Raw genomic sequence first — 12,990 nt, 5'->3', positions numbered from 1 at the left:
ACGGCCCCTTTTCCGGCACCATCGACCTGCTCCAGCCAGCCCCCGGAATATTTTAATAGTTATATATTATCTCCGGCATGAATGCCCGCAAGCACCGGGGATGCCGAATTCGGAGACGGGGGCCGCACCGGGATCTCTGAAGACGGGGACCGGCAGGCCTCTGCATCTCCCAAAAAGAACCGCACCGGTTCGGGGTATGCCCGCGAGTACCCGGTCGAGGGAGAGACGGCGCTGCCGGCTGTCTCGGTTGTCATCCCCCTCTACAACAAGGGTCCCTACATCGCCCGCGCCTTAACTTCGGTCCTCGCACAGACCGTCCGGGACTTCGAGGTGATCGTGGTGGACGACGGTTCCACCGACGACGGGGCGGAGGTGGTCGGGGGGTTCGGCGACCCGCGGGTCCGGCTGATCCGACAGGAGAACCACGGGGTGTCGGCGGCGAGAAACCGGGGGATAGTGGCGGCCCGCGGAGAAATGGTCGCGTTTCTGGACGCGGACGACGAATGGACCCCCCGCCACCTTGAAGCCCTGCTACGACTGCGGGAGAAGTACCCGCAGGCGGGGGCGTACGGGACGGCATACCTCTTGCAGGAGAATGCGTCGACGATCCGGACGCCGTCATACAGTGCCGCCATCCCCCCGGAGCCGTGGGAGGGGCTGCTCTCGAGCTACTACAGCGACGCCATCCTTGGCAGCCCACCAATTTTGACATCGGTCGTTGCCGTCCCGAGATGCATCCTGGACGAGGTGGGGGGATTTAATACCGGCGCATGGTACGGGGAAGACGTGGACCTGTGGGGGCGGATTGCCCTGAGGTACCCTATCGCGTTCACCCGGGACGGCATGGGGATCTACCATACGGAGGCGTCGAACAGAGCCTGCACCAGGAAAGAGCCGATCCGGGAGCATGCCTTCGTAGCCTCCGCACGGAACGCACTGCAGGCGGGGGAGGTGCCGCCGGAGTTGACCGAGAGCGTTCTCGAGTTCGTCGCGTCCAGGCAGATCCAGATAGCATGCCGCAACCTCGAAGCAGGCAGACCCGATCTCGCGAGGAGCAATTTGAAGGGTTGCAGAACGCGGCGCCTCTGGAGATCTAAATGGTGGACGCTGCTTCTCGCGCATATCCCCTCCGGGGTATATCTTGCGCTGCGGAACCGGAGATCGAGGATAAGGGGTGCTTCGACGGGGGTGCCGGGAGTTGAACCGCGCGACGAACGTGATCCCGGGTGACCGGGGCGCCGTATAGCACCGTTGCGGGAACACGGACGTACACGGACGTCTGCGCTCTGGAAAAAGACTCATCTCCCGGCATCATGGCTGTTTTTCGTCTCATCGGAAGCGTAACCGCGGGTCCGGTGCGGCACCTCTCCGCTGCGCGCCGGATCACGCCGCCCCCGACGCCGGCGATCTTGAAAGCGCCAGATTGAGCGTTTGCTCACCGGATACAACCGGAGATCGCAGCAGACCTGGAGACCACGGATCGCGCAAAGGACCCGTTTAACTCCAACATCCGCGATCGCATTCTCGCGGGAGAGCGCATCGCGCCATCAACCCGTAGGGAGGGCGTCTGCCATTAAAGTAACCATTCTATATATAACCATATCCATTACCGCAACTACATTTTTAACCAGAGTTAATTTGAATCCATGAAATTATAATCAACAATGGCGCCATTAAACAGTATTTCAAGAGTTTTAAGAACCAACTAGTATATATACGAGAGTAATAAATTAATTTTGAGGGATCCACCCTCACCTGCCTGCCGGGAGGCCATAAGGGGTCCTCCCGGGGCGGATCTAGGAGATTACGCATGAAGAAACCCCTATTTCTTGCGATAGCCCTGTGCATGGCGCTCGCACTCGCTGCACCGGCACAGGCCGCGCAAAGTGAAGTGCTCTCGGAAGGTACCTACGACATCGTTGTGTACACCGACGGCACGACAATCATCGCAGAAGACAGCAACGGCCAGGTGATCAGCACCGGAACAGCGGGAACGGATGACAGCGAGGTCGTCCAGGCCGCAGTACAGGCCGTCGGTGACGGTACCGTAGTCCTTCTGGCAGGAACCTATGCCCTGCAGAACCCCATCGAGATCGGGGTATCCAATCCAACCCCGACACCGACGCCAACACCGACACCTACCGCGACGCCCACGCCGGGAACGCCCGATCTCGTCGTGACCGACGTCTCCTGGATACCGGCAAGCCCGGCGCCGGGTGATACAATCACGATGAAGGCGACGATCCGCAACCAGGGCACCGGTGCAACGCCCGCAGGCGTGATCCACGGCGTGGCCTTCACGGCGGACGGGAACCTCGGTTCCGCGGTCTGGTCGGACAGCCACACGGCATCCATCGCCCCGGGCGAATGGATTACGGTGACCGCAAACGGCGGCGTTGACGGTGCAACCTGGACCGCGGCCGCGGGCACGCACACCGTCACCGCGACGGTCGACGACGTCGACCGCATGACGGAGAGCAAAGATACAAAATAAGTGGTCCCCGGTGCAAAAACCATCTCCGCAGGATGGCGGCATCAGTCCCCTGCTTCATCACCGATCAGTGGGGGTAACTCTCATCATCTGCCGCCCGGCGATCCAGGTACATACTCGGTGCATAAGCAGTTAATGGTTCGGCATCATGAGCTCCACCGTTACCGGGGCCCGCACCATGCCTCGCCGGGATTCCGGAGTTCCCGGGAAGCCATATGCGTCGAGATAAGCATGCCCAAGGTCATAATCAGGGCAAAATATATATTGTCGCATCGCCTGTCTGGAACTCAACGCATCGAGGAGGGAAGGCAGCATTCACGAATACCCGTACAGGATGGTTTCTCCCGCAGACGCCGGTAGGGTTCCACCGTTACGGTTCATAGGGCTGGGGATCTCCAGGTCGACGATGAAGGCCGGCTGCAGGCCCGGATCTCCCGTCCCGAGCAACGATTCTGCCGGAGGCGAATTGTGACATCGGTGCGGCTGCGAGCGGTCGGGGACGTGCTCCTCTGGATGAGGAACGGCAAGAGACCGTTTGCCCTTGTCCAGCACGAACTCCAACAGAAAGACCTGCTCTTCGGGAACCTGGAGACGGTTCTCTCCGAGAGCGGAACCGAGAGCAAGAAACGCTGGGTCAATACAACCCCCCCGGAGGCGGGCGAGTACCTCAGAGAAGCCGGGTTCGACATCCTCAGCGTGGCAAACAACCACACGCTCGACATGGGCCGGGAAGGGCTTGAGAAGACCCTCGAAGAGCTTGAAGGCCGGGGCATCGCCTACGTAGGAGGAGGAAGAGGCGATGAAAGACCCCAAGGGCTGATCGTCGAACGCAATGGGATCCGGTTCGGTTTCCTCGCATACACGACCGGGAGGTTCCGGTCGCCGCCGGGCGTCACCGTTGCCAAACTGAAGAAGAAGAGCGTCATCGAAGATATCAGGGCGTTAAAGGAGCATACCGATCATGTCGTCGTCTCCCTGCACTGGGGGATCGAGAACACCTACTACCCCTCGCCCGACCAGGTCAGGCTCGCTCACGCCTTCATCGACAACGGGGCGACCCTGATCCTCGGGCACCACTCGCATACCATCCAGGGGCTGGAACAGTATAAAGACGGCCTGATCGCCTATTCACTCGGGAACTTTCAGTTCGATACCGAGATCTTCAAGGAGCAGATCAACACCTCCATGATCCTCTCGGTGGACTTCGACCGGCACGGCATCCGGGACTACACGACCATTCCCTGCGTCATCAACAGCGACTTCCAGCCCGGGGTGGCGGAGGGGCAAACCCGGGAACTGGTGGAACGCTGGATCGCGAAGTGCTCCGAGAGGGTGCGCAACGGGAACGTCACCCGCCGGTGGTGGTTCGAGCAGATCGGTGCGGATTACCTGGAGTACAACCTGGAGAGCTACCGTTACCGGATCCGCCAGCACGGGCTTGCGCCCCTGGTCGAGTGCGGGGTCTGGCTTTTTACACCGTTCTGCCTGAACTGCTACGCGGGCCTGATCAGGAAGCGGCTCCGGGAGCGCGGCACCGGGGGGCAGACATGAAAATCCTGCAGGTGACCCCGTTCTTCAAACCGCTCTGGGAGTCAGGCGGGGTGGCACGGGTTGCATACGATATCTCCCGGGCCCTGCACGAGAACGGGCACGACATCACCGTCTACACGACGAACCGGAGCATCTACCCAAACGACCTTCCAACGAACCGCGCCACCTCCGTCGACGGAATGGACGTCTATTACTTTGAGAATTTACGAAAATACGCCCCGGGCGTGACCCCGCCGGTGATGCCCTACCGGATGCCGGCGGTCGCAAGAAGGGAGATTGCCGCATTCGACCTTGTCCACATCCACGACCACCGCACCATGCTCACCGTCATCGCCTCGCACTACGCGAGGAAGTACGGCATACCCTACGTGCTCCAGGCGCACGGGGCGCTCCCGCAGGATACGGGCTCTGCGCGGATGAAACGGCTCTTCGACCGGTTCTGGTCGGAGAAGGTGATCCTCGGCGCCGCGGGGGTTATCGCGCTCAACGAGACGGAGGCGGAGCGGTATCGCGAGCTGGGTGTTACCGACGAGAAGATCGCGATCTTCCCGAACGGCGTCGACCTCGCCGAGTACCCCGACCTTCCCGTCCGCGGCAGGTTCCGTGCGGCATGGGGGATCGACGACGCCACGAAGGTCGTGCTCTATCTCGGGAGGCTCGACCCGACGAAGGGGATCGATCTGTTGATCCGCTCGTTTGCCGTGGTCGCACGCGAGTTCGACGACGCCGTCCTTGTGCTGGTGGGGGGGGACATGGGCCACAACGAGGAGTTCAGGCAGCGGGTAGAGTCGCTCGACCTTAACAACCGGGTGGTCTTCACGGGGTTCGTGAGCAAGGAGGACAAGATGGCCGCATACACCGACGCCGACGTCTTCGTGACGCCGAGTTTCACCGGTTTTCCCGTCACGTTCCTCGAAGCGTGCCTCTGCGGGACGCCCATCGTGACGACGGGCAAGGGAGACCTGCTCGGGTGGATCGACAACACCGTCGGGTTCAATACCGGGTACACGCCGGAGGCGCTCGCAGACGCCATCGGACGTCTGCTTGCCGACGACGCCCTGCGGGCCGGGTTCGGGGAGCAGGCGAAAGAACTCGTCCGGACACGGTACAACTGGAAGGCGATCGTCCGCGATATCGAGACGTTTTACACGAAGGTTGCCGGGAGCGCGGAAGGAGGCATCCCGGCGGGGGTCTCGAAAGGGACAACACCGAAGGCCCCGGATACTTTTTGAGTGCACCCGGTGGAACGGCGGGTGCATGAGCACTGTTAGGAACGACTGCCCGTAGGACAGGAGTTCGAGCACCGAAGGTGAGAGTTGCGATGGGCGTTCGGAAGGCCGAAGCGAGGAAAAAGCCCAAAAAAGTGGACCGTGGTGGCCTGCGCACCTCCGGTGCTCGAACTCTGCCTGCCTTCGGGCACGCATCGTTATCGCCATACGGGGGGGCTGACGGGGAGTGCGACGGTTCGTAGAACCGGAGCTCGACCACCATCAGGTGGGGAGGGGGGAGTATTCCCCCCTCGCACCTAGCGGTGCTCATGCTCGCTACGCTCGCACTCCCCTTTGTCCCCACCCCCCTCTCGCCGATAGCCCCTCGAAAGCCGTACACGGGGCATGCAATGTTCCGACTGAAACGACTGCCCGCAGCATACAACCGTTCGGAGTGAAACTGTCGGAACGTGCGACGGTTCATTAGTATGACGTCCCGAAACGCGACTGGCTGGAAGCACCACGGTGCGAGCACCGAAGGTGCGAGTTGCGATGGGCCAAAGGGCCGGAGCATGAGAAGGCCAAAGGTCTTCGAGTTGCGACTCCGGCGGAACAGCGGGCCGGCACTATCAAAATTCTCCGAGTTTCTCATGCACCCGCCCTCCGGCCGGGTGCAAAACCAAAAAAAGATTATGACCGGGCCCGTCGGGCCCGATAGTATCGACCGGTTTACGCGCCGGCAGACGCAACCGCCATGCCTTCTGTCCGGACGTTCTGGCCGCCCTCGACCAGGAACGCTTTCTCGGAGGCGGAGGTTATATCTCCGGTGTACTGGACGTTCTGGTTGTTCTTCGCCCAGACGAGCGTCTCGGCCCGGTCACCGGAGGCGTGGATGTCCACTTCGGCATTGCTGAACTGGCCGTTCGTGCCGCCGAGGCTTGCACCCTTACCGTCGATCCCTGCCGGGTTCACGAGCTCGAAGTTCTCGATCCGGATGTTGCTCGCGAGGTCGACCTGGAGGCCGTAGCCGTGCGAGTCGGTGCTCGAACAGTTCTCAAGCACCAGGGCGGGATCGGTCGAGCGGCACGGGATGCTGTAGTAGCCGGCCGGCTTGCGGTAGGTGTAGTCGGTCTTCCCGGCGCCGGTGTCCTTCTCGACACAGTCGTAGAGTTTGCCGCCGTTCGTCGCGTAGAACCCATACAGGGAGTTGCTCTCCGCGACGCAGTTGTTGAACGTCACGTCACAGTTCGGGGCGTAGTAGCCGCACCCGAAGTAGTGGGTCGACATGTCGCTCTGCTTGTAGGGCACCGTCGGGTAGGGCTTCTGGCCGTTGTTGCGGCTCACGCAGTTCTCGAGAACGGCGTCCGTCACGGTGGGGTCGAACTCGAAGTGGAACCCGGACTCCAGGTTGCCTTCCGCGAGACAGTTCGTCACCCGGAGGCCGTCCATGTCGTTGAGCTCCGCAAAGTCGAACCCGGTGATCCAGGGGTTGAACGCGCCTTTGCTCCCGCAGTTGATCGCAGCACAGTTATCGTAGCGGACGTCCTTGATCACCTTGTTGGACGATCCCCATGCGTTGTGGATGAACCCGTAGGTCCCGGTGTCCACGGCCTTACAGTTGATGAACTCGACGTCCTCGAGGGTCGGGGCATAGACCGCCGGGTCGTGCAGCAGGAGGAAGACCGCCTGGATGCTCGTGTCCGCCGTTCCCTCAATGTTGTGGATCTTCGCGTGGCTTGCCCGGATGGTCATCACACCGAGCCACTTTACGCCGCTGCTGTAGCCGCTGCCCTCGATGTAAAACCCGTCCAGGGCCACGTTCTCCTGGTCGACGCTGATACGTCCGTCGTTGGTGAACACGAGGTTCGTCGCATCCGGACCCTGCCCGGAGAGCGTCGTGCCTGCCGGCGGCGCGATGACACCGGCACAGTTGAACGTACCGTCCGAAAGGACTACTTTACCGCCGTCGGGCAGCGCGGCGAGCGCCGCCTGGATCTCGGCCTGGTCGTCGACTCCGTCACAGACATAGTCTGCCTGGTTCTTTGACAGCTCGGTACTATCGCTTGCAGCCACGGTGAGCGTGGCCGGACTTGCGGACTCGGCTGCACTTACCGGGGAGAGTGCCGGAATAATCAGGCAGCACGCCAGAAGTGCTGCAGCCAGTCTCAGTATATTCTGCCTGTCTATCATGCCATTCAGCCTCTCTGTGAGGTATCACTACCGTCTTTTAATCGCCATATAAATATTTTATTGTGAAAATAAAATTGGCTTGAGAGACTATTCAAGAATATGGGCTGTAAAAATGCTCTCACTGGCGACGATGTCGCACCATAACAGAGATCGATTCCTGCAAAAAGATATTATATAATTGATTGAATTAAAATCGAAGATTACAAATACTCGCGCTTTCTGCCACCGTTCGCCGGGAATGACCTACCTCGAAACGCTTTCATCCGGAACGGATGGGAATTCGGTTTCATGCGCCTGCACGGCACGGGCCCCCCGGCCCTCGCTACGGGGCGACGGCGTGAAACGGCACGGATCCCATCCGACCCCGGTGAATCGGGAAGCACGGATACCGGATACGGCAGGCCGACCATGCGAATGCGCCCGGAGGTGAACGGGCGCCGGGGCGGATGCCGCCGGACTTACGCACACCTGCCCGGGGCCGATCCGCCCGGCAACGCCTCACGGCACAACCTCTATATAGAGCATCCTCACAGAGAGAGCCCCTATGCGAGTGGCGTGCCTGACCTTCTGGTTCTACGACTACACCATCCAGATGGCAAACGAACTTGCCCGGCATGCCGAGGTGCTGCTCCTCCTCCCCGACTACAGGTCGGAGGAGTACGTGGAGAGCATCGACCCGGAGGTGAACGTCCACATCTTCGGCTACTCCCGGTACGCCGGGAGGCCGGGCCCGTCGTGCTACCCGATGCTCAAAGATATCGTCGCCGCAATCAACGACTTCGGGCCCGACGTCGTCCACTTCCAGGTGAACAACCCCATGCTCTGCCCGCTCCTCCCGATGCTCCGGAAATACCCGCTGGTGGCGACGTTTCACGACATCGAACCCCACCCCGGCGAAGACCGCCTTCTCGACGCAGGATCGCTCCTCTACCGGCTCACCCTCTTCGTATCGAGGGTCATGCCTGAGCGGATCTTCGTTCACGGGAAAGCCCTCCGGGAGACCCTGGTGGAGAACTACCGGGTCCCGGAACGGAAAGTGCATGTCATCCCGATCGGGGAGCACGAAGTGGCGCCGTTCGTGAAGTTCGAGCGGGACGACCTGGAGCCCGACGGCCGCCGGGTCCTCTTCTTCGGCCGCATCCACCGCTACAAAGGGCTCGATTGCCTGATCCAGGCAGAACCGCTCATCACCCGGGAGATCCCGGACGCCCGGATCGTCATCGCTGGAACGGGGGAGGATTTCGGCAGGTACGAGGAGGCGATGGCCGGACGGGACGCGTTCGAGGTCTACAACTACCGGATACCCTACGAAGAGGGCGCCCGGCTCTTCCAGCAGGCGAGCGTCGTGGCGCTCCCGTATCTCGAAGCGTCGCAGAGCGGGGTCATACCGACCGCATACGGGTTCCGGCGGCCGGTGGTGGTTACGAACGTGGGGAGCCTGCCCGAGGTCGTCGACGACGGGGTGACCGGCTACGTCGTGCCGCCGCGGGACCCACAAGCACTGGCAACCGCGATCGTCCGCCTGCTGAAGGATCCCGGGGCATGCCGCCACATGGGGGAGAAGGGTTACGCGAAACTGAAGACGGACATGGCCTGGTCGACGATAGCACGATCTCTCCTCGCGGTTTACGGCGAGCTCGGATCCGCTCCGGGGAGGGGAACCGTTCCCGCGGAAGAAGGATTCGCCGATACCGCCCCTGCCGCCGGGAAAGAGCGATGACCTGACCCCCCTCCCGTAACGGGGCCCGGACCGGCGCAACACATTAATAGGTTGACCGGAGAGTAGGTGCACTGATGCAGCGCACGATCCGCCGAACCCCATCGAAGGAAAAGACTCGTTGTCAATGCACGTAGCCGGCCAGAGAACAAGGGATACCATGCACTTTCCAAACCCGTTCCGGATGAATGACTGGAATAACAAAACATTTTTCCGGGTATTCCAGGCGATCCAGCTCGTCTTCCTCGGGGTGGTCTGTCTCGATCTCGTCGGGTATTACATACCGATTGCACGGGAAGCCCTGGCGTTTCTGTATCTCACCTTCCTTCCCGGCGTCCTCGTGCTGAAGGCGCTCAGGCTCCACGATCTCGGCACGATCGAGACGGTGCTCTATTCCGCCGGGCTGAGCCTCGTGGTCGTCATGCTCACCGGCCTTACGGCCAACTTCGTGTACCCGCTGCTCGGGTATACGCGGCCGTTCTCGTTCGCGATCCTCCTTCTCACGCTCGTCGCCGTCGTGCAGGTTCTGCTCTACCTCGCGCTCACCAGGGATAAGGGGCGTACCGGTGAGAGCCCGAGGCTGGCCGTCCCCTCCTCTCCTGCAGTGCCGTTCCTGATGCTGCTCCCGTTCATTGCGATCATCGGGACGTACCTGCGCGACGACTACCACATGGTCACGCTCCTCTTCCTCCTCCTTGTCCTGATCGCCGTCATCGGCCTCGCCGTCGGGTTCGACCGCCTCATCCCGAAGTCCTGCTACGGGCTCGGGATCTACACCATCGCGCTATCGCTCCTCTACCATACCTCGCTGATATCGGAGTATGTCTGGGGCTACGATATCCACCACGAACTCCACCTCGCGAACAGCGTGCTGATACCGGGGCTCTGGGATATGACCATCCCGTATAACACGAACGGGATGCTCTCCGTCGTTGCACTTGTCCCCATCTACTCGCTCATATGCGACCTGGACCCCGTCTGGATCTTCAAGATCATCTACCCCCTCCTCTTCGCGCTCGTGCCGCTCGGACTCTACCGGGCGGTCGAGAAACAGACGGACGCGAGGATCGGGTTCCTCTCGATCTTCTTCTTCTTCTCGTTCTTCACGTTTTATACGGAGATGATCTCCCTCGCCCGGCAGCAGATCGCGGAACTCTTCCTCGCGCTGACCGTTCTTGCGATGATCGATAAAACCATGGACCGGGGGAAGCGGGCGTTTCTCATGATCGCCTTCGCGTTTGCCATGATCGTCTCGCACTACGGGCTCTCGTACATCTACCTCTTCTCGCTCGTTCCGGCATGGCTGCTGCTCGCCATTCCCGAACGCCTGCAGTCCTGGCTGCCGGAGAGGCTCTCCCGGGGCGTGTCCCTCCTGAAACCCGATCCCCTCGCTTCGACGGAAACCGGCGGGAGGGCGCCGGTGAGGACACTCGTCCTCCCCTACATCCTCATCTTCGCCGCCTTTACCTACCTCTGGTACTCGACGGTCGCCGAAGGCACGGCGCTCGCTACCGTCACCGGCATCGGGGACAGGATATGGAATACCCTCTTTATGGACTCGTTTAACCCGACAACCGCCCAGGGGATGCATATCCTCACCAGCCAGTCGACGACGCTCCTGCACGGCCTGGCAAAAGTCGTCCATATCGCCACCCAGGGCCTCATCGCCGTCGGGCTGCTTGCAACCCTTGCAAGACGCGAGCGGTGGCGCATCGAGCCCGAGTATCTTGCCGTCTCGCTCGTCTTCCTGCTCATCAACGTCGCCGGGATCGTCGTCCCGTTCTTCGCAAGCTCGCTCAACACCAGCAGGCTCTACCACATCACCCTGATCTTCCTTGCCCCGTTCGCGATCATCGGCGGCATAGCGCTGTACGAGAGGTTGACCGGGTGGATACGCGCGATCAGGGCCGTCCCGTTCATGGGGACGGCGTACCAGGCGCTGTCGGTATTCTTCGTCGTCTTCTTCCTCTTCAACAGCGGGCTCCTCTACCAGGTCACGGACGACAACCCGACATCGATGGCGCTCGACACCGCCGGCGATAAACCGGTCTTCAACGGCAGGGAAGTACAGGGAGCGGTATGGCTCTTTTCGGAGGGAAACGAGCGCCCGATCTACGTCGACGGCACACGCTGGTGGCTTCTCTTAGGGTTCAACCCGGACAGCCAGCGATACGTTCCGGCAAACGCATCGCTGCTGGAACCCAACTCCTATCTCTATTTCGGCACGTACAATCTCGTGCGGGAGAGCATCCGTATAGAGACGCAGGAACACGCGGTCACCACGGCAACGTATACGGATGCGGAGAGGTTCGTCCGGAGCCATCATCGGATCTACGACAACGCCGGGTCCGCCGTCTACTACCGGTGAAGAGCCGGATCCCGCAGCAGTACCCAAAAAAAGTTACAGCCAGCCTTTCTTCTTCAGGATCAGCCCGACGAGGAGCGTTCCTGCAACGTATGTGGCGAGCCACGCGTATCCCATGCCGATGAGGCCGAACCGGTTCATCATGGCATAGCCGAGCCCGAGCAGGGCGACGCTGATAAAGCCGCTGAGGACGACGAGGCTCCGGATATCGTTTCGGACCTTCGCGATGGATATGAACGTCTGGCAGACGGAGACGAAGAGGGCGGATGCGGCAAGCACACGGAGCAGGGCCATCCCTTCGACGTAGTCCTTCCCGATCAGGTTGAGGATCTGCTCCCCGAAGAGGGAGAGGCCGATGATTGCGGGTACGAGCAGGAGGAACATGCTCGCGAGGGTTCGGAGAACGCTTCTCTTCATCTCTCCCCCGTGGCTTCCCTCGACGAAGAGCGAGGTCGTGAACGCGTAGGGGATCATGAAGAGGATCGAGACGATCGCGTAGGTGATGTAGTAGTTGGCGGTGCTCTCGGCCCCCAGCACGTTGAGCACCATGATCGGGATGAGCATGTTGGGGGCGGACATCAGTATCCCGGCGATGTACGCGCCGGCGGAGAACTGCCATGCCTCGCGCATGAAGACCCGGTCGACACACGGCGTCGGTTTCACGGAGCACCGGGCAAGAAGGACGAGAGCGACGGCGAGCCCGAGGATGAACGAAAGGCCGAAGGCGCCGAAGATGCCCATCGCACCGAGGAAGACCAGGGGGACGAGGAAGAAGATCCTCGTCCCGTAGAGCAGGTTCAGGGTGAAGTAGTGCTCGGACTTCCGCAGGGCGTTGAACGCACCCTCAAAGACCCAGGTGATGGAGTAAGCCCCGAGAATGACGAGGTAGAGCGGCGCGATCGACCTGACGATCACGAGCTCGGGAGCCAGGACGTCGACCGCGGCGATGAAGAAGAGGCCCGCACCGAGCGCAACCGCCGTCGGGACGAGGACGGCGGTTCCGAGCACCCGGTTCTTGTCGCGGCTCGGAAAGAACCGGATCACCGACTGGTCGAGACCCAGGCGGGAGATGAGGATGAGGAGGCCCATGGACGACATCAGGGCGGTTGCAATACCCACGTCCGCCTGCGAGTAGAACCGGGCCGCGATCATCCAGAAGAAGAATCCGAACCCCGCTGCAACGAACGACGAGGCCATGATAAAGAACGAATTCCGGATAAGCGGCTGTTCTAAGTGCTGCCTGACCTCGCTGAAGTTTTTCGGGAGTGCTACTGCCATTCGGTCGCCAGTATCGGTCGACACCTATATAGATGTATCCACCACTCCGGCCCCGGAAGAGCCGGAGATTCTCGAGGAAAGAACTCTCAGGGCCGTGTTGCACGATGCGGCAGCAGATAACGCTCACCGGACGGGGTGAAAAAACCCGTCCATAACCAATATGACCACGTACTGTACAGGTGTTACGGGG

Annotated in this window: 8 protein-coding genes; 6 read left to right on the top strand and 2 right to left on the bottom strand. The window is 61.2% G+C overall.

The genetic code is table 11. The features are described from left to right. Nucleotides 1-81 precede the first annotated feature (81 nt). The 4 genes from EI28_RS07160 (at nucleotide 82) to EI28_RS07145 (ending at nucleotide 5,274) form a co-directional block, all read left to right on the top strand. Nucleotides 82-1,230, top strand: a complete 1,149-nt coding sequence (locus tag EI28_RS07160; RefSeq protein ID WP_082223113.1) for a glycosyltransferase family A protein — start codon at nucleotides 82-84, stop codon at nucleotides 1,228-1,230. 580 nt (nucleotides 1,231-1,810) lie between these two features. Further along, a complete protein-coding gene (locus tag EI28_RS07155) occupies nucleotides 1,811-2,494 on the top strand; it encodes a CARDB domain-containing protein (protein WP_082223112.1) in 684 nt (227 codons plus the stop codon). A gap of 465 nt (nucleotides 2,495-2,959) precedes the next feature. Continuing rightward, complete coding sequence (locus tag EI28_RS07150) at nucleotides 2,960-4,042, top strand: CapA family protein (RefSeq protein WP_082223111.1); 1,083 nt, start codon at nucleotides 2,960-2,962, stop codon at nucleotides 4,040-4,042. After that, on the top strand, nucleotides 4,039-5,274 hold the full coding sequence (locus EI28_RS07145; protein ID WP_048113854.1) for a glycosyltransferase: 1,236 nt from the start codon (nucleotides 4,039-4,041) through the stop codon (nucleotides 5,272-5,274). The genes EI28_RS07150 and EI28_RS07145 overlap by 4 nt, the downstream gene beginning before the upstream one ends. A 705-nt stretch (nucleotides 5,275-5,979) precedes the next feature. Here the strand turns inward: EI28_RS07145 and EI28_RS07140 are convergent. Next, on the bottom strand, nucleotides 5,980-7,440 hold the full coding sequence (locus EI28_RS07140) for a right-handed parallel beta-helix repeat-containing protein (protein WP_048113852.1): 1,461 nt from the start codon (nucleotides 7,438-7,440) through the stop codon (nucleotides 5,980-5,982). Nucleotides 7,441-7,984: 544 nt separating this feature from the next. Between EI28_RS07140 and EI28_RS07135 the strand changes: the two genes are divergently transcribed. Further along, complete coding sequence (locus EI28_RS07135; RefSeq protein ID WP_048113850.1) at nucleotides 7,985-9,160, top strand: glycosyltransferase family 4 protein; 1,176 nt, start codon at nucleotides 7,985-7,987, stop codon at nucleotides 9,158-9,160. Nucleotides 9,161-9,341: 181 nt separating this feature from the next. Beyond that, a complete protein-coding gene (locus EI28_RS07130; protein ID WP_231476638.1) occupies nucleotides 9,342-11,525 on the top strand; it encodes a DUF2206 domain-containing protein in 2,184 nt (727 codons plus the stop codon). A 33-nt stretch (nucleotides 11,526-11,558) separates the two neighbouring features. Here EI28_RS07130 and EI28_RS07125 read toward each other — a convergent pair whose 3' ends face one another. Continuing rightward, nucleotides 11,559-12,800, bottom strand: coding sequence for a lipopolysaccharide biosynthesis protein (locus tag EI28_RS07125; protein ID WP_048113846.1), 1,242 nt, complete (start codon nucleotides 12,798-12,800; stop codon nucleotides 11,559-11,561). Between the last annotated feature and the right edge of the window lie 190 nt (nucleotides 12,801-12,990).

The sequence above is a fragment of the Methanoculleus sp. MH98A genome (assembly GCF_000691865.1).
Classification (GTDB): domain Archaea; phylum Halobacteriota; class Methanomicrobia; order Methanomicrobiales; family Methanoculleaceae; genus Methanoculleus.
This window is presented reverse-complemented; position numbering and strand designations above follow the sequence as displayed.